The 23,018-nt window shown below is 69.1% G+C and carries 24 protein-coding genes and 2 tRNA genes; 15 read left to right on the top strand and 11 right to left on the bottom strand.

The window, feature by feature from the left end; genetic code table 11:
* Nucleotides 1–26: 26 nt before the first annotated feature.
* Nucleotides 27–1,061, bottom strand: coding sequence for a diacylglycerol/lipid kinase family protein (locus tag IF188_RS02270; RefSeq protein WP_191170134.1), 1,035 nt, complete (start codon nt 1,059–1,061; stop codon nt 27–29).
* 96 nt (nt 1,062–1,157) lie between these two features.
* Between IF188_RS02270 and serS the strand changes: the two genes are divergently transcribed.
* The 6 genes from serS (at nt 1,158) to IF188_RS02240 (ending at nt 6,407) form a co-directional block, all read left to right on the top strand.
* Complete coding sequence (gene serS, locus IF188_RS02265) at nt 1,158–2,426, top strand: serine--tRNA ligase (protein ID WP_191170133.1); 1,269 nt, start codon at nt 1,158–1,160, stop codon at nt 2,424–2,426.
* Nucleotides 2,423–3,331 carry an HAD family hydrolase gene (locus IF188_RS02260; protein ID WP_191170132.1) on the top strand — a complete coding sequence of 303 codons (909 nt, stop codon included), beginning with the start codon at nt 2,423–2,425 and terminating at the stop codon, nt 3,329–3,331. Before serS ends, IF188_RS02260 begins: the two co-directional genes overlap by 4 nt.
* 183 nt (nt 3,332–3,514) lie before the next feature.
* Nucleotides 3,515–3,599, top strand: a tRNA-Ser gene (locus IF188_RS02255).
* A 145-nt stretch (nt 3,600–3,744) separates the two neighbouring features.
* Entirely contained in the window at nt 3,745–4,944 is a 1,200-nt protein-coding gene (locus tag IF188_RS02250) for an LCP family protein (RefSeq protein ID WP_224751288.1), read from the top strand.
* Between the two features lie 56 nt (nt 4,945–5,000).
* Nucleotides 5,001–6,242 (top strand): LCP family protein, encoded by a 1,242-nt coding sequence (locus tag IF188_RS02245; protein ID WP_318152725.1) that lies wholly within the window; start codon nt 5,001–5,003, stop codon nt 6,240–6,242.
* 76 nt (nt 6,243–6,318) lie between these two features.
* Nucleotides 6,319–6,407: transfer RNA gene (locus IF188_RS02240), tRNA-Ser, on the top strand.
* A 341-nt stretch (nt 6,408–6,748) separates the two neighbouring features.
* Here the strand turns inward: IF188_RS02240 and IF188_RS02235 are convergent.
* From IF188_RS02235 to IF188_RS02225, 3 genes are read right to left on the bottom strand one after another with little or no spacing between them, the layout of a single operon-like run.
* Nucleotides 6,749–7,966: a glycosyltransferase gene (locus tag IF188_RS02235; protein ID WP_191170129.1), complete on the bottom strand. Its 1,218-nt coding sequence runs from the start codon at nt 7,964–7,966 to the stop codon at nt 6,749–6,751.
* A 27-nt stretch (nt 7,967–7,993) separates the two neighbouring features.
* Nucleotides 7,994–9,280, bottom strand: a complete 1,287-nt coding sequence (locus IF188_RS02230; RefSeq protein WP_191170128.1) for an ArsB/NhaD family transporter — start codon at nt 9,278–9,280, stop codon at nt 7,994–7,996.
* Entirely contained in the window at nt 9,277–9,756 is a 480-nt protein-coding gene (locus IF188_RS02225) for a CBS domain-containing protein (RefSeq protein WP_191170127.1), read from the bottom strand. The genes IF188_RS02230 and IF188_RS02225 overlap by 4 nt, the downstream gene beginning before the upstream one ends.
* A gap of 157 nt (nt 9,757–9,913) precedes the next feature.
* Here IF188_RS02225 and IF188_RS02220 point away from each other — a divergent pair, with 157 nt between their 5' ends.
* From IF188_RS02220 to IF188_RS02210, 3 genes are read left to right on the top strand one after another with little or no spacing between them, the layout of a single operon-like run.
* Nucleotides 9,914–10,486 carry a TetR/AcrR family transcriptional regulator gene (locus IF188_RS02220; protein WP_318152724.1) on the top strand — a complete coding sequence of 191 codons (573 nt, stop codon included), beginning with the start codon at nt 9,914–9,916 and terminating at the stop codon, nt 10,484–10,486.
* Entirely contained in the window at nt 10,483–11,211 is a 729-nt protein-coding gene (locus tag IF188_RS02215; protein WP_191170126.1) for an ABC transporter ATP-binding protein, read from the top strand. Before IF188_RS02220 ends, IF188_RS02215 begins: the two co-directional genes overlap by 4 nt.
* Nucleotides 11,208–11,969: an ABC transporter permease gene (locus IF188_RS02210; RefSeq protein ID WP_191170125.1), complete on the top strand. Its 762-nt coding sequence runs from the start codon at nt 11,208–11,210 to the stop codon at nt 11,967–11,969. The genes IF188_RS02215 and IF188_RS02210 overlap by 4 nt, the downstream gene beginning before the upstream one ends.
* Nucleotides 11,970–11,997: 28 nt before the next feature.
* Here IF188_RS02210 and IF188_RS02205 read toward each other — a convergent pair whose 3' ends face one another.
* From IF188_RS02205 to IF188_RS02195, 3 genes are read right to left on the bottom strand one after another with little or no spacing between them, the layout of a single operon-like run.
* Nucleotides 11,998–13,359: a hypothetical protein gene (locus IF188_RS02205; protein ID WP_191170124.1), complete on the bottom strand. Its 1,362-nt coding sequence runs from the start codon at nt 13,357–13,359 to the stop codon at nt 11,998–12,000.
* Between the two features lie 13 nt (nt 13,360–13,372).
* A complete protein-coding gene (locus IF188_RS02200; RefSeq protein ID WP_318152723.1) occupies nt 13,373–14,458 on the bottom strand; it encodes an NAD-dependent epimerase/dehydratase family protein in 1,086 nt (361 codons plus the stop codon).
* Nucleotides 14,455–15,288 carry an MTAP family purine nucleoside phosphorylase gene (locus IF188_RS02195; RefSeq protein WP_191170123.1) on the bottom strand — a complete coding sequence of 278 codons (834 nt, stop codon included), beginning with the start codon at nt 15,286–15,288 and terminating at the stop codon, nt 14,455–14,457. The genes IF188_RS02200 and IF188_RS02195 overlap by 4 nt, the downstream gene beginning before the upstream one ends.
* A 144-nt stretch (nt 15,289–15,432) precedes the next feature.
* On the opposite strand from IF188_RS02195, the gene IF188_RS20060 reads away from it, so the two are divergent.
* From IF188_RS20060 to IF188_RS02185, 3 genes are read left to right on the top strand one after another with little or no spacing between them, the layout of a single operon-like run.
* Nucleotides 15,433–16,035 carry a hypothetical protein gene (locus tag IF188_RS20060; RefSeq protein ID WP_224751286.1) on the top strand — a complete coding sequence of 201 codons (603 nt, stop codon included), beginning with the start codon at nt 15,433–15,435 and terminating at the stop codon, nt 16,033–16,035.
* On the top strand, nt 16,032–16,643 hold the full coding sequence (locus IF188_RS20055; RefSeq protein WP_318152722.1) for a molybdopterin-dependent oxidoreductase: 612 nt from the start codon (nt 16,032–16,034) through the stop codon (nt 16,641–16,643). Before IF188_RS20060 ends, IF188_RS20055 begins: the two co-directional genes overlap by 4 nt.
* Nucleotides 16,640–17,059 carry a hypothetical protein gene (locus tag IF188_RS02185; protein WP_191170122.1) on the top strand — a complete coding sequence of 140 codons (420 nt, stop codon included), beginning with the start codon at nt 16,640–16,642 and terminating at the stop codon, nt 17,057–17,059. The genes IF188_RS20055 and IF188_RS02185 overlap by 4 nt, the downstream gene beginning before the upstream one ends.
* Here the strand turns inward: IF188_RS02185 and IF188_RS02180 are convergent.
* The 3 genes from IF188_RS02180 to IF188_RS02170 are packed head-to-tail and all read right to left on the bottom strand — an operon-like array spanning nt 17,034 to nt 18,981.
* The gene (locus tag IF188_RS02180; RefSeq protein ID WP_191170121.1) at nt 17,034–17,714 is read right to left on the bottom strand and encodes a methyltransferase domain-containing protein; all 681 of its coding nucleotides are present in this window, start codon (nt 17,712–17,714) and stop codon (nt 17,034–17,036) included. The genes IF188_RS02185 and IF188_RS02180 overlap by 26 nt on opposite strands.
* Nucleotides 17,711–18,322, bottom strand: coding sequence for a TIGR04282 family arsenosugar biosynthesis glycosyltransferase (locus IF188_RS02175; RefSeq protein ID WP_191170120.1), 612 nt, complete (start codon nt 18,320–18,322; stop codon nt 17,711–17,713). Before IF188_RS02175 ends, IF188_RS02180 begins: the two co-directional genes overlap by 4 nt.
* Nucleotides 18,319–18,981, bottom strand: coding sequence for a glycosyltransferase family 2 protein (locus IF188_RS02170; RefSeq protein ID WP_191170119.1), 663 nt, complete (start codon nt 18,979–18,981; stop codon nt 18,319–18,321). Before IF188_RS02170 ends, IF188_RS02175 begins: the two co-directional genes overlap by 4 nt.
* Before the next feature lie 123 nt (nt 18,982–19,104).
* Here IF188_RS02170 and IF188_RS02165 point away from each other — a divergent pair, with 123 nt between their 5' ends.
* Nucleotides 19,105–19,833: a response regulator transcription factor gene (locus IF188_RS02165; protein WP_191170118.1), complete on the top strand. Its 729-nt coding sequence runs from the start codon at nt 19,105–19,107 to the stop codon at nt 19,831–19,833.
* Nucleotides 19,830–20,975 carry a sensor histidine kinase gene (locus IF188_RS02160; protein WP_191170117.1) on the top strand — a complete coding sequence of 382 codons (1,146 nt, stop codon included), beginning with the start codon at nt 19,830–19,832 and terminating at the stop codon, nt 20,973–20,975. The genes IF188_RS02165 and IF188_RS02160 overlap by 4 nt, the downstream gene beginning before the upstream one ends.
* A 27-nt stretch (nt 20,976–21,002) precedes the next feature.
* Here IF188_RS02160 and IF188_RS02155 read toward each other — a convergent pair whose 3' ends face one another.
* The gene (locus IF188_RS02155) at nt 21,003–21,287 is read right to left on the bottom strand and encodes a HesB/IscA family protein (protein ID WP_191170116.1); all 285 of its coding nucleotides are present in this window, start codon (nt 21,285–21,287) and stop codon (nt 21,003–21,005) included.
* A 180-nt stretch (nt 21,288–21,467) separates the two neighbouring features.
* Between IF188_RS02155 and IF188_RS02150 the strand changes: the two genes are divergently transcribed.
* The gene (locus tag IF188_RS02150; protein WP_191170115.1) at nt 21,468–22,979 is read left to right on the top strand and encodes an alanine/glycine:cation symporter family protein; all 1,512 of its coding nucleotides are present in this window, start codon (nt 21,468–21,470) and stop codon (nt 22,977–22,979) included.
* Nucleotides 22,980–23,018 lie beyond the last annotated feature (39 nt).

The raw sequence follows: 23,018 nt of genomic DNA, 5'->3' as shown, positions 1-23,018 counted from the left end.
GATGCCGGGCGCCCGGCACCCACTCGTCACAGGCCGTCGGTGACGTGGCCGTCGGGGATCACGACGAGCAGTGCGCCGGGTGCGACGCGGGCCCGCACCGAGACGGCCTCGCCGAACTCGTCGCCGTCGAGCTGCACCGGTCGCGCCTCCTGCGCGGCGATATCGATGCCGGGGCCGCGGGCATACAGCACGGAGTTGTCTTTGGTGCGCAGCGACAGCACCTGCCGGCCGGCGCGGAACCGGCGCAGCACGCTGTTGTCCCACGCGACGCGGCGCCATACGAACAGCCAGCCGAACAGGCCCTTCGGCTGGAACACCACGACGTCCAGATCGCCGTCGGCGATGGAGGCCTCGGGGATGAGCTCCAGCCCCGCCGGCAGCGACCCGCAGTTGGCGACCAGCACACTCTGCACCCTCGTGGAGTGCATGCGGCGGCCGGTGAGCTGGTACATCACGCGGAAGGGCCTGGCGCCAGGCAGCGACCGTGCGGCGCCGTCGACGTAGGCGACCCAGCCGAACTTCTTCTTCAGCTGTGGCCGGGTGTTCGCGATCATCGCGGCGTCGAGGCCCATCCCCGCCATCACCACGAACGCGTGCTCGGCCTTCTCGCCGCCCGGGCGGGTGAGGTGGAACCACCCGACGTCCATCGCGAGGGTGGTGCCCTCGAACACGGCCCGCACCATGGCGGCCGGGTCGGTGAGCGGCAGCTTGAGGTTGCGGGCGAGCAGGTTGCCGGTGCCGCTCGGCACGATCGCCAGGGGAACGCCGCTGTCGCTCATCGCCTCGGACACCGCGCGCACCGTGCCGTCGCCGCCGGCGACCAGCACGGCGTCGACGTCCTCTGCGAGAGCCTGCCGGGTGACGTCGTCGCCGAGGTCGTCCACCGTCGTCTCGTAGAACAGCGGCTCGGACCAGCCGGCCTCAGCCGACAGCCGGCTCACGGTGTCGCGCAGGGCCGGGCCGTCGGCCTTGATGGGGTTGTAGACGAGCGCGGCCTTCGGCGACGGGCGTCCGTCGTCCGACAGCGGTCGCGTCTCGCCCGCTCCGGATGCCGCCGCCATGTCGTCCACCCTAGGACCCAGACCCGGCGTCGCGCGCGAGCCACGGAGCAGCGGCCCCCCGGACGCTGTTCCGCGGGCGCCGACTAAGCTTGCAGGGTGATCGATCCCGTGCTGCTTCGCGACAATCCTGAGCTGGTCAAGCGCTCACAGCTGGCGCGCGGCGAGTCGTCCGACACGGTCGATGCGGCCATCGCCGCCGACCGTGAGCGCCGGGCGGCCATCACGGCGTTCGAAGAGCTCCGTGCGGCGCAGAACGCTCACGGCAAGCGCGTCGCGCAGGCTCCCAAGGACGAGAAGGCGGCGCTGGTCGCAGAGGCCAAGGAGCTCAGCGAGCGGGTGAAGCAGGCCCAGCACGCCGTGAGCGCTGCGGAAGAGGCATCCACCGAGGCATTCGCCCTCATCGAGAACATCGTGATCGACGGCGTGCCGGCCGGCGGCGAGGACGACTTCGTCACGCTGCGCACGCACGGCGACATCCCCGCGTTCGGGTTCGAGCCGCGCGACCACCTGGAGCTCGGCGAGAAGCTCGGCGCCATCGACATGGAGCGCGGCACCAAGGTGTCGGGCAGCCGCTTCTACTTCCTCACCGGCGTCGGTGCGCGCCTCGAGATCGCGCTCATGAACCTCGCCCTCGACCGCGCGCTGCAGGCGGGCTTCACCCCGATGATCCCGCCGACGCTGGTGCGGCCGGAGGTCATGCAGGGCACAGGCTTCCTCGGCAAGCACTCGGCCGAGGTCTACCACCTCGAAGAGCAGGACCTCTATCTCGTCGGCACCAGCGAGGTGCCGCTCGCCGGCTACCACATGGGCGAGATCCTCGACCTGTCGCGCGGCGCCAAGCGCTACGCCGGCTGGTCGACCTGTTACCGCAGCGAGGCGGGTTCGTACGGCAAGGACACCCGCGGCATCATCCGGGTGCACCAGTTCAACAAGCTCGAGATGTTCGTCTACACGACGCCTGAGGACGCCGAGGCCGAGCACCTGCGCCTCGTCGAGCTGCAGGAGGGCATGCTGCAGGATCTGGGTCTGTCGTACCGGGTGATCGACGTCGCCGCCGGCGACCTCGGCTCGTCGGCCGCCCGCAAGTACGACGTCGAGGCGTGGGTGCCGACGCAGGGCGCCTACCGCGAACTGACGTCGACGTCGAACTGCACCACGTACCAGGCCCGCCGTCTCGACATCCGCTACCGCCCTGAGGACGCTGGCAAGACGCAGCCGGTCGCGACCCTCAACGGCACCCTCGCGACGACCCGCTGGATCGTCGCGCTGCTGGAGACCCACCAGCGCGAAGACGGCTCCGTCACCGTGCCCGAGGTGCTGCGGCCCTTCCTCGGAGGACTCGAGGTCCTGGAGCCGATCGCGTGACGGAAGCGCACCTGCCCGCGACGGGGTCCATCAAGGTCGTGGGGCCCAAGAAGGCCGCGAAGCTCGTCGAGCAGGTCGCACGCGACACCGAAGACCCGCGCGTCGCCACCGAGCGGCTGCTCATCGCCCTCGACATCGACGGCACCGTCATCCTCGAGGACGAATCGCTGAGCCCCGGCGTCGTGGATGCCGTCGAGCACGCGCATCGCGCGGGCCACGAGGTGATGGTCGCCACCGGGCGCAGCTGGGAGGGCACCCGCGGCATCCTCCGCGTCCTCGGCATCGCCCCGGAGTTCGCGGTGTGCTCGAACGGCGCCGTCGTGCTCAAGCGCGTCGAAGGCGACGAGCTGCTCTACGAGCGGTGGCACGTCGAGACGTTCGACCCGCGAGAGGTGCTTCAGCAGCTGCGCGACCACCTGCCCGACGCGCGCTACATGGTCGAGCTCGCCGACGGGCAGCGCCTGTACACCGAGCCGCTCGCGGACTGGAACCTCATCAACGCGAGGCGCGTGCCGTTCGCGGAGCTCGGCGCGCGGCCGGTCTGCCGTGTCGTCGTCGTGTCGCCCGACAAGGGCGAGCAGGACTTCGTCGACCTCGTGTCGCACATCGGACTCAACCACGTCTCGTACGCGGTGGGCTGGACGGCGTGGCTCGACATCGCGCCGCTCGGCGTCGACAAGAGCACCGGTCTGGAGCGCGTGCGTACCGCTCTCGGCATAGACCCCGAGCACGTGCTGGTCATGGGCGACGGACGTAACGACGTCGGCATGTTCCGCTGGGCGCTCGATCACGGCGGACGTGCCGTCGCGATGGCGCAGGGTCCTCAGGAGGTTCGGGATGCCGCCGGCGAGACCACGACGTCGGTCGAGGCCGGCGGGGTCGCGGCCGTGCTCCGACTGCTGTGAGCCCGCAGCCTGGTCGTTGAGCGAGCGAGGAACGAGCGAGACGAAACGCGTCTGCCGCACGGTCGGCCGGGGACGCGGCCTCTTCAGAGGATTGCCAGCCGGCGTTGGAAGAATAGGTCGGCAGAGCAGTCGGCTAGACTCGACGCCTGTTCGACAGATACCGCCCGACGGCGGGATCCGTCGGGAGGGTTGTCCGAGCGGCCGATGGACCTGGTCTTGAAAACCAGTGGGCAGCAATGTCCCGTGGGTTCGAATCCCACACCCTCCGCAGAATTGGGTGCCGGGGGGCGAACCGTGAGGCAAGCATTCCCGAGAGGAACCGAGTGACACAGGCGACTAAGCACGCTCGTCGCGGCCGCCGTACGGTGGCGCGCCACGGTGAGCTGCGCTCTCCGAGCCCGGTCGGGTTCCTGATGAAGATCATCGGGATCGTCGCCGCCGTGGTGCTCGTCTCGGGCGCCGGCGTCGCCGCGTACGCCGCGACCGACGTCGTGGGGAGCTTCCAGTCGCAGGCCGTCGATCTCGAGGGGCAGGGGACGATCCCGCCCGACATCGGCGCGATCGAGGGCGGTGTGGATCTGCTGCTCGTCGGCACCGACGAATGCGAACCCGAGTACGCCTACATCTTCGGCGACCGCTGCACGGGGCCGGACGCCGAGGGCCAGCTCAACGACGTGAACATGCTGGTGCACATCTCGGACAACCCGCGCCGGGTCACGGTCGTCTCTTTCCCGCGCGACCTGATGGTGCCCATCCCGTCGTGCACGCGCGAGGACGGCTCGGTGTCGGAGGCCACCCGCAAGACGCAGCTCAACGAGGCGTGGGGCATGGGCGGACTGTCGTGCGTCGCCAAGACCGTCAAGGAGCTCAGCGGCGAGAACATCCCGTTCGCGGCGAAGGTCAGCTTCGGCAACGTCATCAACATCACCGGGGCGATCGGCGGCGTCGACGTCTGCATCGGCAACGGCGGCATCAAAGACGTCTACACCGGGATCGACTGGCCGGCCGGGCCGCGCACGATCGAGGGCCTCGAGGCGCTGCAGTTCCTGCGCACGCGCCACGGGCTCACCGGCGGCAGCGACCTCTCGCGCATCTCGAACCAGCAGCAGTACATGTCGAGCCTCGCTCGCAAGCTCGTGAGCGATGAGGTGCTGTCGAATCCCGCGACGCTCTACAAGCTCGCGACGACGGCATCCGAGAACATCACTCCGAGCAAGTCCCTCGCGAACCCGATGACTCTCGTGCAGATCGCGCTCGCCGTGAAGAACGTGCCGTTCGAAGACATCGTGTTCGTGCAGTACCCCGTGCTCGAAGACCCGGCCGACGCCAACCGGGTCGTGCCCGACTACGACTCGGCGGCCCAGCTCTGGGCCGCGCTCGCCGCGAACGAGCAGCTCGACGTGACCCAGCAGTCCCAGGGCGTCATCGTCGACCCGAACGCGACCGTCGACCCGAACGCGACGGTCGACCCGAACGCGACGGTCGACCCGAACGCGACGGTCGACCCGAACGCGACGCCCACCGACGGCACCGCCGTCCTTCCCGACAACATCACCGGTCAGAACGCCGCGCAGCAGACGTGCTCGGCCGGCAACGTCAGGGCCAACGGCTGATGCCGTCGGCGCGGCGGACCCCGGGTCGGGGTCGGGTCACGCTTGCCCGTCACGGAGTGCTGCAGACGCGGCATCCGCTCGTCTCCATCCTCGCGATGCTCGGTGTCGTGCTCGGTGTTGTGGCCGTGAGCGCCACCGGGATCACGGCGTACAACGTGTGGGCGGCGGCGCAGACTGTCGTCGACAACGCCGTCGTACTGGACGCCGACAAGCCGCTCCCGCCGTCGCTCGACGCGATCGAAGGCGGCGTGAACCTGCTCATGGTCGGCACCGACTCGTGCGAGGGCGAGAACGCGAAGCTGTCGACCGCCTGCATGGCGGGCGACACCGACGGCGAGCGCAACGACGTCACGATGCTGGTGCACATCTCGGACGAGCCGCGACGCGTGACGGTCGTCTCGTTCCCGCGCGACATGCTGGAGCCGATCCCGTCGTGCCCGAAAGAGGACGGCAGCGGCAACTATTCCGCGATGGCGTCACAGAAGCTCAATGTGTCGTACTCCTATGGCGGACTGACGTGCACGGTGATGACCATCGAAGCGATCACGAAGCAGGAGATCGATTTCGCCGCCGCGATCCGCTGGTCGGGCGTCATCGCCATGTCGGATGCCATCGGCGGCGTCGACGTCTGCATCGGCGAGGGCGGCATCAGCGACCCCGAGCACACCGGCCTCACGCTCAGCGAGGGCGAGCACACGCTGCAGGGATGGGAGGCGCTGCAGTTCCTGCGGATCCGTCACGGCATCGGCAACGGGTCCGACCTCGGCCGCATCTCGAACCAGCAGCAGTTCATGTCGTCCATGGTGCGCAAGCTGCAGTCCGATGCCGTGCTCGCGGACCCGGCCCGTCTGCTGACCCTCGCGACCACGGCGATCGGCCAGATGCAGAAGGGCGAGCTGAAGCTCAGCTCGGGTCTCGCCAACCCCACCCTGATGGTGCAGATCGCGATGGCGGTCAAGAACGTCCCCTTCGAGGACATCGTGTTCGTGCAGTACCCCACGCGGTACTCGGATGACGCGCTGCGGGTCTACCCGGTGACGGAGGCCGCGGATCAGCTCTTCGCCGCGCTCGAGGCCAACGAGCCGCTCACGCTCACCGGCGATCCGAGCCAGGGCGGCGGCGTCGAGGTCACCGGCGAAGTCGTGCAGCCGGAGCCGACGACGGAAGCGACTCCGACGCCGGGGGCTTCGCCCGGCACCGACGCGACGACCGATCCCCAGCAGCGTGTCGAGCTCCCGTCCGACATCGCCGGCCAGACCGCCGATCAGACCACGTGCACCGTGCGCGAGGGGAAATGACGGTGATTCGGCGGAGCGTCGCGGACCGGTTATGATTGCTGGGCGCATCCGGTTGGCTTTCGGGCTCAGGATGCCTGGAGACGTCGCATAGTCAGGCCTAGTGCACCACCCTGCTAAGGTGGAGTCCTCGCAAGGGGACCGAGGGTTCAAATCCCTCCGTCTCCGCAGTTGTTTGAGACATGCTCCGCAACGTTGAAGGTCATTCAGCAGTGCTCGCGGACGTTCAGGATGACGTTCAACCACATTCAGTCCTGTTCAGGTGTTCGCAATTCTTTCCCACGCGGACCTGCTGTTTCTTGCCCCGGCCCCCACAGTGAGCACATTGCCTGACGGCGGTGTGCCTCGGTAATCAGTTCGCTGTCTCGAACGCCTCCGATCTCGGGTCTGCGAAGGATCTGCGAAGAAAGACGGAGGGATCGCGGTTAGTCGTCTCCGACGTTGGAGATCAACAGGTTGCTGCCCGGCGGCTCACGGCGTCGCCGTGCGGATGCTGCGGTGGCTGACCCTCAGCGGAGCTGTTCGATCACTTTCACAGCCGTGGCGGTGCCGTCCTCGTGCGCCATCTGCGCGGCGACGGATGCCACAGCCGGCTCGAATCCGGGCGCCTGTTCGAGGGCGGCAACCACTCGTTCGGGCACGAGGCGCCGCCGAGGGATCGGGGCGGGCGCGAGCCCGCGACGGTGCAGGAGGCTGCCCCAGAACGGCTGGTCGGCGATGAAGGGGACGATGATGGATACCGTGCCGGCCGCGGTGGCGGCATGGACTGTCCCGATGCCACCGTGATGGATCGCGGCGACAGCATGGGGCAGCACCGTTTCATGATCGACAGTCGGGACAGCGAGCACGTCGTCTCCTCGAGCGTCCTCCGGGACGGTGATGCCGCCGAGCCCCGTAGCCACCAGCAGTCGCAGGCCTCGTGCGCGCGCGGCACTGAGGAGTGCTCGGCCCCGTTCGGTGGGGTCGCCCGCGACCATCGAGCCGAAGCCCGCGTAGATGAACGGGCCTCCGCTCGTGAACTCGTCGACCTCGCGCTCGGTCGGAGCAGCATCGCCGGCGATGTCCGGCGCAACGGTGCGCCTCGTGTCGCGCCACGGGCCGGTGAGCACAACGGACTCGGCCCAGTCGTCGGGGCGCGGCAGGATCGCGGGGCTGATCGGCAGCAACGTCGCCGCGGGTGGAGCTGGCCGGGCAACGGTGGGGCCGAGCAATACGGCAGCCTCGTCGAGGTCCCGTCGGAACATCGCGCGCGCGGCCGGAGCGGCGCTGTAGGTGAGGCGATTGAGTAAGCCGAGGCTTCGCGTGACGGTTCCGGCCGCCGGGAATGCACGGGTCGGTGTCATCGCCGGGACCAGTTCGACGAGCACATGCGGGATCCCCAGTGATTCGGCGATCAGCGGGGCAGAGAGCACTTTCGGATGCCACACGATGACGTCGGGCCGGAAGTCGAGCGCCGCTCGCGCGGCGTTGACGATCACGGCGCGCATCGCCGGTCTGGCCACGTTGCGATAGTTGCGCATCGCGGCACCGAGCGAGACGCCGTGCGCCTGGATCATCGCGGAGTAGTCGACGCCAAGACTGGTGAGGTCCACCCCTGCTGCTGCAACACCCGATCGGTCGGGTGCGGCAAGCCGCACGATATGACCGGATCCGGTGGCTCGGCGTGCGAGCGCGACGAATGGTTCGACGTCTCCGCGTGATCCTGCGGTGACCAGCAGCATCCTCATGATCGATCCTTTCTCCGAAGTGGCGTGTCAGGCGAAGTAGCGCAGCCACAGGTAAGGGATGCAGAGCGCGACGGTGACGGCGGTGACGATGAGTCCGTACTTCGTGAAGGTCCAGAACGATATGGGGTGGCCGTTGCGCAGTGCGATGCCGAGCACGACGATGTTCGCGCTGGCTCCGATCGCGGTGGCGTTGCCGCCCAGGTCGGCGCCGAGCGCGAGTGCCCACCACAGGGGTTCCGCGCTCGCCCCGCCGGCGTTTACGAGGTCTGCGGTCAGCGGGGCGAGTGTCGCGACGTAGGGGATGTTGTCGACGATCCCCGACAGCAGGGCAGATCCTGCGAGCAGCCCGACGGAGGCGCCGAAGTAGTTGTCGCCCACGATCGCCACAGCAGTTTCGCCGATGGTGTCGATGATGCCGAGATTCACGAGCGAGCCGACCATGATGAACAGTCCGGCGAAGAAGAGCAGCGTCTGCCATTCGACATCGGCGAAGATCTTGCGGGGTTCCAATCGTGCGATCAGGGCGAGCAGCCCGGCGCCGAGGAGGGCGACGACCGCGGGCTCCAGGCCGATGACGGGGCGCAGCACGAACCCGGCGAGCACGAGGCCGAGGACGGTCAGCGACTTGATCAGAAGAGGAATGTCGCGGATCGCCTCGCGCTCGTCGAGTGCCATGATCCGCGCCACCCGGGTGGCGTCGTGGTGGAGCTGCCGTCGGAACAGCAGCCAGCACAGCCCGATGAACACGGCCAGCAGGATCGCGATGATCGGTGTCAGGTTGGCGAGGAAGTCGTTGAAGGTGAGATCGCCGCGGCTGGCGATGATGATGTTCGGTGGATCGCCGATCAGAGTCGCGGTGCCGCCGATGCTGCTTGCCATCACCTCGGCGATCAGGAACGGGATCGGCGAGGTGCCCAGCCGTTCGCAGATGAGCAATGTGACGGGAGCGACCAGCAGCACCGTCGTGACGTTGTCGAGGAACGCGGACAGCACCGCGGTGATCAGCACCAGCATCACCAGGATCAGGAACGGCCGGCCGTGTGCCCGCTTCGCCGCCCAGATCGCGAGGTACTCGAAGACACCGCTGTGCTGCAGTATGCCGACGATGATCATCATTCCGAGGAGCAGAAAGATGACGTTCCAGTCGATGCCGCTGTCTTCGGAGAAGAAGATGCCGTGATCATCGGTGGCGCCGATGATCACCATCAGTGCCGCGCCGACGAGTGCGACGGTGACGCGCGGCACCTTCTCGGTGGCGATCAGGAGATAGGCGCCGACGAAGATGGCGAGGGCGAGCCAGATCTGGATCGTCACGCTGCCGCACCGGGCGCACCGGGCGCATCGAACGCGGAGAGGATGCCGTCCATCACCGCGGGCAGCGTCACGAATCCGCCAGGGGTGCCCTTTACCGCAGCTATCTGTGCGTGCGCATCCACCATCAGCGTGGCGATCTCCAACAATGTGCTGTCGGAGTCGACCCGCAGCAGCTCCCGTACCGAGACTTCGTCGTCATCCAGCAGTTCGCCGATCGTACGGCCGGCGGCATGGGCCCACATCTCCTCCGCGCCGGCCTCGTCGATCACCCCGGCGAGAGCCATGTCATCGAGTACGTAGTTGGGTATCAACAGCCCGAGGACGTCCGCGGACGAGACCACCGCGACCGGGCGGCCAGTGGGGTCGGCGACCACGAGAGCGGCGAAGCGATTCTCGGCGATGAGACGCGCGGCCTCGACAGCGTTCGTGCTGCGGTCGACGAGGGGAAGTTCCACCTGGATATCCGACGCGTGCATGGGAGGGCCTTTCGTTGCAACGCAGCACTGCGCCGACCAGACTTCCCGGCTCTCCACCACCGACCATACTGCTGAGGCGGCCGTCGCGGAGGCCAGGTATCCGGCCGAGATGTCGGTTGCCGTATCGCCATGAAATGTTAGTTACTAACATAAACGTGTGGGCGACACTCAACTGACGAAACGCGAGCGGACGCGGCAGAGGATCCTTGCGGCCGCGTTGGAGCTGTTCGACCGTCACGGCTATGACCGGACGACGACAGCTCAGATCGCTTCCGCTGCGGGCGTGAGCGAGATGACCCTGTTCCGGCACTTCGCCTCGAAGGATCGTCTGCTGCTGGACGACCCCTACGACCCGGTGATCGCTGCCGCCGTGGCCGATCAACCGGCCGACCGGCCTGCGCTGGACCGTGTGATCGCCGGCGTGCGGGCGGCATGGCGTTCTGTGCCGGAGCCGGCGGAGCAGGAGGTGCGTCGCCGCATGCGGATCGCCGCCCAGTCCCCAGGCCTTGCGGCCGCGATTCGCGGAAACACTCGGGTGACCGAAGAGGCGATCGCCGCCGCGCTCGCCGGTACGGGAGTTGACCCGCTGACCGCGCGGATCGCGGCTGCCGCGACGCTGGCCGCGCTGATGGAGGCCCTGACCGCCTGGGCCATCGGTCCGGGTGAGACGCCTCTTGACGACGTGATCCGGCTCGCCCTCGACGTGCTCGACGGGGCGGAGTCACGATGAGTGCCGCACTCGCGGCGACGGATGTCAGCCGTGCATTCCGCGGGGGCGCTGGGGTGCACGGTATCGATCTGCGGGTGCACGCGGGCGAGATACGGGCCTTGGCCGGGTTGAACGGCGCCGGCAAGACGACCCTGATGAAGCTTCTTCTGGGAATGCTGCGCCCTTCCTCCGGCGAGGTCCGGATGGACGGCACCCTGCTGGACAGGATGCCGGCATCAGCGTGGTCACGCGTCGGGCACGTCATCGAGCAGCCGCTGGCGTACGGCGACCTCACCGCACGAGAGAATCTGCTGCTCGCCGCGCGGCTGCACGGAGTCCCGGCATCCGTCGCCGCCGACATCGTCGATGCCGCCATCAACGCGTTCGCTCTTGAGCGCTACGCGACGGTGCGGGTTCGTCGTCTCTCAGCCGGAAATCGGCAGCGTGTCGGCCTCGCCGCCGCGATGCAGCATCAGCCCCGCGTGCTCGTGCTCGACGAGCCGACGAGCACGCTCGATCCTGCAGGCGTGCTGATCCTGCGTGATGCGTTGCGCCGTCTGCGCGATGTCGGCAGCGCCGTGCTGGTGTCCAGTCATCATCTGGACGAGGTCGCACGCGTGGCGGACGGGATTACCGTCGTCAACGCGGGTCGGGTGGTGGGCGCTCTCGATCCTGCCGGTTCATACCTCGAGCAGGCGTTCTTCGCGCTGGTTCTTGCCGATGACGAGCGGCGGGGGCAGGCATGAGCGCGTTGCGGGCCGCGCTGGCCACCGAAGGACGCAAGGCGATCTCCGCCCGCGTGCTGCGTTGGACCACCGGCCTTCTCGTGGTCAGCGTCACGGCGCTGGTCGCCGGCATCCTCGCCGCGATGAATCTCGGTGACCCGCAGCTGACCGCCAAGCTGGGCCCCGTCGCCGACCTCGAAGGGTGGCCGGCGCTGCTGGCCGTCGCCGCACAGATCACCGCCGCCGGTGTCATGCCCGCGCTGGGGATCGGGCTCAGCTGGCTCGTTGGCCGCGAGTTCGCCGAAGGCACCATCACGGGCCTGTTCGCGCTGCCGGTCCCGCGGTGGACCATCGTGCTCGCCAAGCTGGTGGTCTATCTGGTGTGGACGGTGCTGGTGGGGGCCGCACTCTGTGCGGCCATGCTGCTGCTCGGAATGCTGATCGGATTCGGGATGCCGGACCCCGCCGCGTGGGGCCCGCTGGCCCGGCAGATCCCCCTGACGATCCTCGTCGGACTGGTCGCGACACCGGTGGCCTGGGCGGCGACGCTCGGACGCGGTCTGCTGCCGGGGATCGCCACCGCGATCGGCCTGCTGGTGATCGCCCAGGTGATGGCCTTCACCGGCAGCGGCGCCTGGTTCCCGCTCATCGCACCCGCCCTGTGGGCGATCGACCCGGGCAGCGTCACCGCAGCTCAGCTCGCCCTTGTCCCCAGCATCCCGGTTGTTTTCGGCGGGCTGACGCTCCTCGCCTGGCACCGCCTCCAGTTGGACAGGTAGCGCACCGCAGACGCGGGGACGGGCTGGCTCACCAGCGCGTGTACAGCAGCGTCTGCACCACGATGGCGAACGCGACCTGCACGATCAGACCGGACCGTCGCCAGCGTTCAGGCAGCAGCCCGGTTGCCAAGAGCATCCAGGGCACGAACGGCAGCCAGATCCGTTCCACCTCCGCGCGGCTCATCTGCGAGAGCGTGGCGGCCACGCACATCGCCAATCCCGCAAGCGCGAGGAAGGCGATGCGACGACGCGCGCGCGAGCGTGGATCGTCGCCCCGCGCCCGCGCGTCGACGACGGCCACTCCCAGCCCTGCGCCCACCCACGGCCCTGCGCAGACCGCGACGGCGGCGAGGTTCGCCCACGTCCAGTACGCGCCGGGTCGGTCGCTCGCGATGCCCGCCCAGTAGCGGTCGCGCAGCACGGGCAGCGCTTCCCACCATGCGAATCCGGCCCACGCGAACACGCCGACGACGGTCATCGCGCCGACCACCGCGAACGGCAGCGGTCGCCAGGAGCGGGTGAGCACCAGCACGGTGATCGCGAGGATGCCGAGCAGCGGAAGGCCGTACGAGAGCATGACGCAGTACCCGTAGAGGATGCCCGAGCCCACCCCGGCGAGCACGACGACCGTCGTCCGGCGTGAGGTGGCGGCGACGGTCAGCAGCAACGTCGCCCAGGCGGCGACAGCGGCGAACATGGCGTCCGCCGAGACGCACATCCAGATGGCCGCCGGCCCGACGGCGAGGAACGGCGCGGCCCGTCGCGCGAACGTCTCGCCGCCCAGCCGTAGGGCCGTGGCCATGACCGCAAGCGCGGTAGAGCCCGCGATGAGGGTGATCACGACCCCGGCTGCCAGCGCGCTGCCCAGCCCGATTCGGACGAGCACCACGAAGAACAGCAGCGCGCCGGGCGGATGGCCGGCCAGGTGCACCGGCCAGTTCGCCTCGCTGTCGAGCGGGATGTGCGCGATGTAGTCGCGCAGGGTCGCGCCGATGTCGGTCACCGTGCGCGCGGTCTCGAGATACTCGGTGCGGTGGTCGAGGATCGCCCCCACTCCGTCCAGGCCGTACACCGTGGCCAGTGCCAGCATCCAGGCGACGCCGTAGCCGTACACGGCGACCAGCAGTCGCCGCCACGGCCATCGCACCACCCGGGGGGCGAACGCGACGGCGGCCACGGCGAGCAGGATGGCGGCGGGGGTGCCCGGCCCTACCCGCAGGACGAGGATCGAGTGCAGCGGGGCGAAGGATCCGGCTCGCACGTCCCACCCCGTCAGCAGCGGGATCGCTATCGCCGCCACCACCAGGAGGACAGTGGCGACGAGCCCGATCGACGCCGCGCGGACGCGAAGTTCACGATGGATGCCGGCGGCCGTGTCCTTTGCGCTCATCGGTCCTGCCCGGTCATGTGCCCGCGGGTCGTCGCAGCGGGGCGTGCGCGAACTCCCGCATCCCCTGCATGAAGCCGATCGTGGGCCGCCAGCCGAGTTCTTCGCGCAGCCGTTGCGCTGATGCGGTGATGTGCCGGACGTCGCCCAGCCGGTACCCGCCCACGACGACCGGGGCCGGGCCGCCGAAGGCGTCCGACAGCACGGCGGCCATCTCGCCGACGGTGTGCACCTCGCCGCTGGCGACGTTGTAGGCGCGCGCCGTTCCCGGTGACATCGCCGTCGTTCCCTCGATCGCGGCGACATTGGCCGCAGCGACGTCGCTCACGTGCACGAAGTCCCGTCGCTGAGCACCGTCCTCCAGCACGGTGGGGGCCCGTCCGACCTCCAGGGCCGAACGGAACAGCGAGGCCACCCCGGCGTAGGGCGTCGCCTGGGGCATACCCGGCCCGTACACGTTGTGGTATCGCAGCAGCGCCGCCCGTCCGCCGGTCTCGCGCGCCCACGCCGACACGAGGTGCTCCTGGGAGACCTTCGTCGCGGCGTAGACGTTGCGCGGGTCCAGCGGTGCGGTCTCGTCGATGAGCTCGGGCACGAGCGGCTCGCGCGTGCGGGGCGACACCGGCTCGAACCGTCCCGCCTCCAAGTCGCGCCTCAGTCGGGGCGGCGCGGCGATCACGCCGCGCGCGTCGCGGTAGCGGCCTTCGCCGTAGACGACCATCGACGACGCCAGCACGAGGCGGTCGACGCCTGCGCTGGCCACCTCGGCCAGGAGGACCGCCGTTCCCAGGTCGTTCGAGCGCACATAGTCGGGGGCATCGCCGAGGTCGACGCCGAGCCCGACCTTCGCCGCCTGGTGGCAGACGACGTCGACACCCGACAGTGACTCCCGCAGCGCGGCCCTGTCGGTGATGTCGGCGCGCACGGTGCGCACACCGGCGGGGGTCGCGGCATCGCTCGCATGCACATCGGTGCGGAAGCTGTCGAGCACGCGCACGTCCCACCCTGCCGCTGCGGCCTGCGCCACGACGTGGGTGCCGATGAAACCGGCACCGCCGGTGACCAACAGGGTTCCGGGTGCGGGGCCGCCGGCAGCGGTCACGGCGCAACCGTGAGCGTGAGCACCCGCGCCGTCGCGGCGGGGTCGACGAGCGCGCGGGGTTCCGGTTCGGCCGGCAGCAACCGGATCGCATCGGCGATCGTCCCGATGATGCGGTCCTGTGCGGCGCTCAGCCGCTGAAACACGACCTCGGCCGAGACCGCCTCGTCGTCCGGTGCGCGTCCCACGTCGGCGTCCGTCACGAACGACAGACTCGCGTACCCCATGCCGAGCTCGGCGGCCAGCGCCGATTCGGGGTACTGCGTCATGTTGAGGATGTCGGCCCCCAGCAGCCGCCAGGCCCGTGACTCCGCCCGGGTCGAGAACCGCGGTCCGGGGATCACGAGGGTCGTCCCCACCGGGACGAAGCTCTCGCCGCGACGACGGAGCGCGTCGCACAATGCTGATCGCACGACGGGGTCGAAAGGGTCGGCGAATCCGAGGTGCTGCACGTCGGCACCGTCGAAGTAGGTGTCGGCCCGATCACGTGTGCGATCGATGAGCTGGTCCGGCACGACGAAGGTGTCGGCGGGCATCTCAGGTGTGATGCTGCCGACCGCCGACGAGCCGATCACCGACCGCACACCGAGGGATGCCAGCGCCCACAGGTTCGCGCGGTAATTGATGCGTTGCGGCGGGACGGTGTGGCCGGTGCCGTGCCGCGCCAGGAACGCGACTGTGCGGTCTGCGAACGTGCCCACCGCCACGTGAGACGACGGTGGGCCGTACGGCGTCGCGACCTCGACCAGCCGGGGCTGGTCCAGCAGACGGTACAGGCCCGATCCGCCGATCACGCCGACCCGCGGCGTCTCAGATGCGTTCGTGTTTACCACGCGTCCAGCCTGGCAAACCGGCCCTGGCCGTACCGCGCTGAACCCTTACGGTTCGGTGACGGCCCGGCGGTCTTCCGCGGTTGTCCGCGCTTCGTAACCGGATGCCGCGGACGCGGGTGCCGGGCCGAGGCGACACTGAGCGGCATGAGCGGAATCACCCAACGTCTCGAGTCGTCGCTCGAGCGTGCCGCGACGCGTATCCGCGGTGCACTGGATGCCCCGGAGCGCACACCGCGCACGGCAGTGGTGCTGGGGCGGATCGTCGGCGTCGGCTTCGCTGTCTGCTTTCTCACGGGCATCTACAGCCATCTGCAGCAGCACCCGATCGCCTGGCTGCCACTGCCGACACGGCCCATCGAGCTCTACGCGTGGTCGCAGGGCCTGCACGTCGCCGTCGGCACTGCGCTGCTGCCGCTGGTGCTCGCCAAGCTGTGGGTCGTCTACCCGCGGCTGTTCGCCTGGCCGCCGGTGCGCTCCGTGGCGGACCTGCTGGAGCGCGGCTCGGTGGCACTGCTCGTGTCGACCGCGTTGCTGCAGCTCGTGATGGGAACGCTCAACACCTTCCAGTGGTATCCGTGGCCATTCTCATTCGTCCGCACCCACTGGGCCCTCTCGTGGGTCGTGAGCGGTGCGATCGTCGTCCACCTCGCGGTGAAGCTGCCGATCATCGTGCGCCATTGGCATCGGGAGGCGGCATCCCCCGACGCCGCGTCCGACGTGGCCGGCGACGCCGAGGGGGAGTCGTGACCGACGAGACAGGGCGTCGGGTCTTCCTCGCCGGTGTCGCCGCGTCGGCTGCGGCGCTCGTCGCGCTCACGGCCGGGCAATCCTTCGACGCGCTGTCGCCGTTGAACCTCTTCGCGCCGCGCGTGAAGGGGCAGGGCCCGCAGACGCTGCCGGTGAACCGCACCGCGAAGCAGGCCGGGGTGACGACATCGGCGCGCGAGCCGGGCTGGACGCTCACGGTGCGTACACGGCGTGGCGACGACCGCGCGTACACCCGTGACGAGCTCCTCGCGATGGTGCAGCACGAGGCAGTCCTGCCGATCGCGTGCGTCGAAGGCTGGAGCGCCTCGGCGCATTGGCGCGGCGTGCGGCTCGGCGATCTGCTCGGTGAGGCGGGCTGTGATCGGCGGAGCACGATCCGGCTGGTCAGCTTGCAGCAACGCGGCGCCTACCGCACCACGACGATGCCTGCCCAGTACGCCTGGGATCCGCTCACGCTGATCGCGCTCGAGCTCAACGGCGCGACGCTGGGTCTGGATCACGGCTACCCGGCCCGCATCATCGCACCCGGCCGGCCGGGTGTGCTCCAGACGAAATGGCTGGCATCCCTCGAGGAGGTCGACGGATGATCGTCGCACGGGCACTCCTCCTCGTCGCTGCGGCCGGATTGTTGGCCTATGGGGCGGTGCTGCTGGTGACGACGCTCACGCCCGCGCAGCTGTTCGCCCTCCTGGTGTGGCTGGTCGCGGTGGTGGCGGTGCACGACGGCGTCATCGCGCCGTTGACGTCGGCGCTGCGCGCCCGGTGGTGGCGGGATGCCGGCGGCCGCCCGATCGCGGCGACCGCCATCGCGCAGGTCGGGTTCGTCGTCGGTGCGACGCTGTCGCTGTTCGTGCTTCCTGAGATCTGGGCGCAGGGCCGCGGGTCGGCGAATCCCACGATCCTCGTCGGTGACTACGCGCTGCGGCTGGTGGTGGTGTGGACGACGATTGCAGCGATCGTGCTGGTCACGTGGCGGCTCACGCGTCGTCGGACTCGCCGTTGAGCGCCGGCTTCTCGTACTCGGCGAAGCCGCGGTCACCGCGTCGCCACTCACGGACGCGTCGGAGCCCTGTTCGCCGGGCGTAGCCGCGCAGGGGCCGGTTGCCCACTTCGGCCCACGGGAACGCGTCGCCCACCCTGCCCGTCGCGTCCGTCAGGACCGCGCGGAAGCGGCCGTCGCGGCGGCCGTCGCGATGCGTCTCGACGACCAGGCGTCCCCCGGGCCGCAGCAGCTGACGGCAGCGCCGCAGCAGCGCCGCGGGATCACCGCCGATCCCGATATTGCCGTCTAGTAGCAGGGCCGCTCCCCACGTGCCCTCGTCGGGGAGGGAATCGAACACCGAACCGTGCCATACCGGGATGCCCCGACGTCGGGCGATCCGGGCGGCTGAGGCCGAGACGTCCACGCCGAGAGCGGCGAGACCCGCCGCGCGCGCGGCGCGCACCATGCGTCCCGGGCCGCACCCGATGTCGAGCACAGGACCGGTCAGGTCGCGCACGATCCGCAGCTCGACGGCATCCGCTTCTCCCAGGTAGCGGACGAGGTCGTGGCGGGTGCCCTCGGTCGTGGTCATGTCCTGCAGCATGACCGGCGCGGTGTCGGCGTGCAGCGCGCGCTCGTAGTGTGCGCTGAAGACGTCGGCGACGAGATCGGTCATCGCGTCTCCTGCAGCAACCGTGCGAGGTGTCCGTCGGTCAGCTGCGCGGCGACCTCGTCGAGAGCGGCCGCGTCGTCGATGTCGGTGAGGGTCGGTAGTTCGGCGACACGCAATCCCGCCTCTTCGAGGCGTTGTCTCTGTCGCGCGCCGGTGTCGGCGCGCGACATCGCGACACCCCGGACCAGGCCGCTGTCGGGCCGGCGCAGCGCGAGCGCCCAGAATCCGCCGTCCGTCGCCGGACCGAGCCACGCATCGATGTCCGCCGGCCACGTCAGCGCTGCCGCGACATCGCCGATCGAGAACTGCGGCGTGTCCATCCCGACCAGCACGGTCGGTCCGTCGCATCCGCTGAGGGCGTACGCGATCCGCTCGTCGAGGGTGCCGTCGGTCTGGGCGACGACCTCCCAGCCCATTGGGAGGGGAGGCGCCGTGTCGCCGTCGAAGCACAGCACGCGTCGCTGTGCGGGCAGCTCGGACACGGTCGTGATCGTGTCGAGCAGGCTTGCCTCGGCGATGCGAGCCGCCTGCTGGAGGGTGAACGGCGGATGCAGACGTGTCTTGACGCGGCCCGGTCGGCATTCTTTGGCCATCACCACGATCGTGGTCATCGGGCGTCCTCGCGAAGCACCTTCGTCATGTCGGCGATCGCGGTCGCCGTGCCGCGTACCGTGCCGGTGACCTTAGACCTGCCGACCCGGGGTCGATACGTGACGTCGGTCTCGGAGATCCGCCAGCCCGCGCGGGCAGCGCGCAGCACCATCTCCAGCGGATACCCGCTGCGTCGGTCGGTCAACGCCAGGCCGAGCAGCATCTCGCGTCTCGCTGCGCGCATCGGCCCCAGGTCGTGGAGGGTAGCCCCGGTCAGCGATCGCAGGCGGGACGCGAGATACGCGTTGGCGACGCGGGCATGCAGCGGCCACGAGCCAGGGGTTGCGCGTCGGCGTCCCAGGACGAGGTCCGCGGTTCCTGCCTGGACGGGAGCGACGACGATCGCGAGGTCTGCCGAGACGAACGATCCGTCGCCATCGCAGAACGCGACGATCGGCGCCTGCGCCGCGAGCAGGCCGGCGTGGGCGGCCGACCCGAATCCGCGTCGAGCTTCGCTGACGACCACCGCACCGTGTGCTGCGGCGACCTCGGCTGATCCGTCTGTCGACCCGTTGTCGACGACGATGGCGCGCATGCCTTCGGGGAGGTCTGCGAGCACGGTGGGGAGGGCGAGAGCCTCGTCGAGACACGGGAACACGACATCCACGGCAGCGGTCATGCTCCCGACGGTAGGCGTGGGGCGATCTGCGCCGGTTGCCGAAAGGATTACGAAGCGCAGACAACGGCGCCGTCGTGCCGGTATTCGGAGCATAGGCCGAGGCGGTCGTCCTATCCTGTCCCCATGTCCACCGCGAGGACGGCGCAGCCCACCCCCGATCTGACCGATCGCCGGGTCCTCGTCGTGGAAGACGACGCCACCGTTCGCGAGGTCGTCGAGTCGTACCTCGGCGCTGCCGGCTTCATGGTCGACACCGCGACCGACGGCTTCGCGGCACTCGACGCGATCGCCCAGCGCACCCCCGACCTCGTCGTCCTCGACCGTATGCTCCCGGGCATCGACGGCGCCGAGGTGTGCCGGCGGATCCGGCGCACCGAAGACATCCCCGTCATCCTCCTCACCGCGCTCGGGGCGCCGGAGGACCGGGTGGACGGGCTCGAGGCGGGCGCCGACGACTACGTCACCAAGCCGTTCTCCCCACGCGAGCTCGTACTGCGCGTGCAGGCGGTGATGCGCCGCAGCCTCACCGAGTTCGCGCCCGAAGCGCCCTTCGACATCGGGCCGTTCCACCTCGACCCCTCAGCGCGTATCGTCATGCGAGACGGCGTCGCGCTGTCGCTGTCGACGCGTGAGTTCGACCTCTTGGCGTTCCTGCTCAAGCACCCGCGGCGTGCGTTCACCCGCGAGGAGCTGCTGCGCGCGGTCTGGGGATGGGACTTCGGAGACCTCTCCACCGTCACCGTCACGATGCGACGCCTGCGCGAGAAGGCCGAGGACGATCCTGCCCGACCCCAGCGACTGTGCACCGTCTGGGGCGTGGGGTATCGGTTCGAGCCCGGGGAGGGGACATGATCCCACTGCCCGACCTGCTCGACATCGTCGGCATCGCGCTGCTGTGCGCTGTCGTCGTCGGCGCGATCGGTCTGCTGTGTCTGCGCTTCGCGCGGCGCTCTCCGCTGATGGTGCAACTGCTCATCGTGGTGCTGACGGCGATGCTGTCGGTCACGATCGGGATGATCGCGGTCGCCCAGGCGATGTATCTGTCACCGCACGACCTGCTTGTGGGCATCTGGGTGGCCGGGAGTGCGACCATGGTGTCACTGGCCGCGGCCGTCGTGCTCGGACGCACCTTCACGCGGCAAGCCGCCCAACTACGCCGATACGCGCGCGACCTCGGCGACGGCGAGCACGTCGAGCCGCCGGCATCCTTTGATCGTTCCGAACTCGCGAACCTGCAGGCCGAGCTCGCGCGCACCGGCCGTCGACTCGAGGAGGCACGAGCTGAGGTTGAAGCGCTGGACAGCTCACGGCGTGAACTCGTGGCCTGGATCTCACACGACCTGCGCACCCCGCTCGCCGGACTGCGAGCGATGGCAGAGGCGCTCGAAGACGGCATGACGGATGATCCGCAGCGATTCCACCGGCAGATGCGGACGCAGGTAGGACATCTGTCCGCGCTGGTGGACGAGCTGTTCGAGCTGTCGAAGATCCAGTCTGGACGCCTCTCGCTGTCGAGAGAGCCGGTGTCGCTCTATGACCTGGTCAGCGACGCCGTCGCCGAGCTGCGCACGCTGGCTCAGACGCGGCGGATCACGATCCGGGAGTCCCCGAGCCCCGACCTGACCGTCGTGGGCGATGCGCGGGAGCTCGCGAGAGTCGTCGGCAACCTGCTGATGAACGCGATCCAGCATTCGCCACCGGGTAGCGAGATCTCCGTCGCCACGCGCGACGTCGGAGACGGAACGGCCATGCTGTCTGTCGTGGACGCGGGGGGAGGAATCGCCGAGGCAGACATGCCGAAGATCTTCCTCGCGGGCTGGCGAGCGGATTCGTCGCGGACACCCGATCCCGTCTCCCACGCCGGCGGCGCAGGACTGGGGCTGGCCATCGCCCACGGCATCGTCAAAGCGCACGAGGGCGACATCTCGGCTCGCAACGTCCCTGGCGGCTGCCAGTTCGACGTCATCCTCCCGCGGATGATCTTCGCGAGCTGAGGGGCCGACGGCGAACCGCCGGAGGAGTCAGCCGCGATCGTGCACCGTCAGATCGACCATTCCATTCCGGAAGGTCGCATCGAGTTCTTTGGACGCCAGATACAGCGCCGCGCTGCTATCGAGGAACACCCGCGCACCGTTTCGTTCCACGATCTCGTCTGCGGGTGAGGGCGCCGCCGCGTACTCGACATTCAGGCCGTGAGCGTGGTCGCCGCCGGCCATCCTGATGCGGATCCCGGAACGGGTGTTTCGGCCCTGACTGCGGACGAAGCCTGAGATCAAGGTGGCGGCGTTGTCGGTGAGCGTGAGCATCGTCCTCCGTTCTTCGGGTGGGACGAACGCCAACATACTTGCAGAACAGCAACTGTTGCACAACGCACAAGCGATCAGCTGTAACCGGCCTCGGGCAGCCTGGCTCGGAGTCGGCGCGGCACACGATCCGCGTGCGGGAAATGCCACCTTCTCTGGTGTGGCTCCGCCATACTGGCGCGCATGGATGCCGTGAACGAATGGCTGCTGACCTGGGGTGACAATCTCTGGACATGGATCGTGCTGCCGGTGGTGGTGCTGCTGGGCATCTACTTCACGGTGCGGTCGGGTGTGGTTCAGTTCCGGCTGGTCCCAGAGATGTTCCGCACCCTCACCGACAAGACCCCCCGCAACGAATCCGGCGAACCGCAATCCGTGTCGGCATTCCAGGCGTTCACGATGTCCGCCGCGTCCCGGGTCGGCGTCGGGAACATCGCCGGAGTCGGGACCGCGATCGCGGTGGGCGGGCCGGGCGCAGTGTTCTGGATGTGGCTGATGGCGTTCATCGGCGGAGCTTCGAGCTTCATCGAATCCTCCCTCGCGCAGCTGTTCAAAGTCCGTGACAAGGACAGTTTCCGCGGGGGACCGGCGTACTACATGGAACGGGGGCTGAAAGCGCGGTGGCTCGGAGTGTGGTTCGCGATCATCCTCATCGTCTGCTTCCCGTTCGCGTTCAGCTCGCTGCAGGCCAACACCATCTCCGCGACAGTCACCGCGACCGTCGGCGCCGATTCCGCGTGGCTGCCCTGGGGTGTCGGGCTCGGCATCGCAGTCCTCACCGGGCTGGTCGTGTTCGGCGGCGTGCGCCGCATCGCGTCGGTCACGCAGTTCCTCGTTCCGATCATGGCGCTGGCCTACCTGCTGCTGGGCATCGTGGTGGTGGCGCTGCATGTCGACCGCATCGGTCCCGTCTTCGTTGAGATCTTCACGCAGGCGTGGGGTTTCAACGAGGTCGTCGGAGCGGCATTCGGCTACATCGTGCTCACCGGCGTCAAACGCGGCATGTTCTCCAACGAGGCCGGGCTCGGCTCCGCCCCCAACGCCGGGGCCAGTGCCGCCGTGACCCACCCGGTGAAGCAGGGGCTCGTGCAGACGCTCGGGGTCTACTTCGACACCTTCCTGGTGTGCTCCATCACAGCGTTCATCATCCTGGTGTCAGTGCCGGACCTCGGCAGCGCGACACGTGGCATCGGCCTCACCCAGGGCGCGCTGGTGAGCACCCTCGGCGACTGGTCGAGCATCGCGCTGAGCGTGATCGTCTTCCTACTCGCCTTCTCGTCCATCCTCGGCAACTACTACTACGGCGAGTCGAACATCGAGTTCATCACGACCCGTCCCTGGGTGCTCAATGCCTACCGGATCCTCGTCGTCGTCGCCGTGCTCGCCGGTTCGGTCGTGGGCGCCGACCTGGTGTGGAACTTCGCAGACGGAGTGATGGGCCTGATGGCCCTGACGAACCTCATCGCAATCGGGCTCCTCTCGGGCATCGCTTTCAAACTCCTCAGCGACTACACCCACCAGCGCCGGCAAGGCCGAGACCCGGTCTTCACTCGCGACCGGCTCGCCGGCGTCACCGGCATCGAATGCTGGGAGGACGAACTCTCGGTCACAGGCCCACTCGACCTGCCCACGCGGCAGCATCAAGCCGCAAAACACCGCGACCATCTTCACCAGCAGGACGAACGTTCGGACTGAGCGAGGACTGAGGCACCCGAACTCATGCCCGAGGGCCAG

The organism is Microbacterium helvum (assembly GCF_014779795.1).
In the GTDB taxonomy this organism is placed as follows: Bacteria; Actinomycetota; Actinomycetes; order Actinomycetales; family Microbacteriaceae; genus Microbacterium; species Microbacterium helvum.
The sequence above is the reverse complement of the archived record's forward strand: the minus strand, read 5'-3'. Positions and strand labels throughout refer to the sequence as shown.

Coding starts and splice junctions, on each gene's coding strand:
- IF188_RS02270 (WP_191170134.1), bottom strand. CDS start 1,061: ATGGCGGCGGCATCCGGAGCGGGCGAGACGCGACCGCTGTCGGACGAC.
- IF188_RS02250 (WP_224751288.1), top strand. CDS start 3,745: ATGAAGATCATCGGGATCGTCGCCGCCGTGGTGCTCGTCTCGGGCGCC.
- IF188_RS02235 (WP_191170129.1), bottom strand. CDS start 7,966: ATGAGGATGCTGCTGGTCACCGCAGGATCACGCGGAGACGTCGAACCA.
- IF188_RS02225 (WP_191170127.1), bottom strand. CDS start 9,756: ATGCACGCGTCGGATATCCAGGTGGAACTTCCCCTCGTCGACCGCAGC.
- IF188_RS02215 (WP_191170126.1), top strand. CDS start 10,483: ATGAGTGCCGCACTCGCGGCGACGGATGTCAGCCGTGCATTCCGCGGG.
- IF188_RS02210 (WP_191170125.1), top strand. CDS start 11,208: ATGAGCGCGTTGCGGGCCGCGCTGGCCACCGAAGGACGCAAGGCGATC.
- IF188_RS02205 (WP_191170124.1), bottom strand. CDS start 13,359: ATGAGCGCAAAGGACACGGCCGCCGGCATCCATCGTGAACTTCGCGTC.
- IF188_RS20060 (WP_224751286.1), top strand. CDS start 15,433: ATGAGCGGAATCACCCAACGTCTCGAGTCGTCGCTCGAGCGTGCCGCG.
- IF188_RS02185 (WP_191170122.1), top strand. CDS start 16,640: ATGATCGTCGCACGGGCACTCCTCCTCGTCGCTGCGGCCGGATTGTTG.
- IF188_RS02180 (WP_191170121.1), bottom strand. CDS start 17,714: ATGACCGATCTCGTCGCCGACGTCTTCAGCGCACACTACGAGCGCGCG.
- IF188_RS02175 (WP_191170120.1), bottom strand. CDS start 18,322: ATGACCACGATCGTGGTGATGGCCAAAGAATGCCGACCGGGCCGCGTC.
- IF188_RS02170 (WP_191170119.1), bottom strand. CDS start 18,981: ATGACCGCTGCCGTGGATGTCGTGTTCCCGTGTCTCGACGAGGCTCTC.
- IF188_RS02165 (WP_191170118.1), top strand. CDS start 19,105: ATGTCCACCGCGAGGACGGCGCAGCCCACCCCCGATCTGACCGATCGC.
- IF188_RS02160 (WP_191170117.1), top strand. CDS start 19,830: ATGATCCCACTGCCCGACCTGCTCGACATCGTCGGCATCGCGCTGCTG.
- IF188_RS02155 (WP_191170116.1), bottom strand. CDS start 21,287: ATGCTCACGCTCACCGACAACGCCGCCACCTTGATCTCAGGCTTCGTC.
- IF188_RS02150 (WP_191170115.1), top strand. CDS start 21,468: ATGGATGCCGTGAACGAATGGCTGCTGACCTGGGGTGACAATCTCTGG.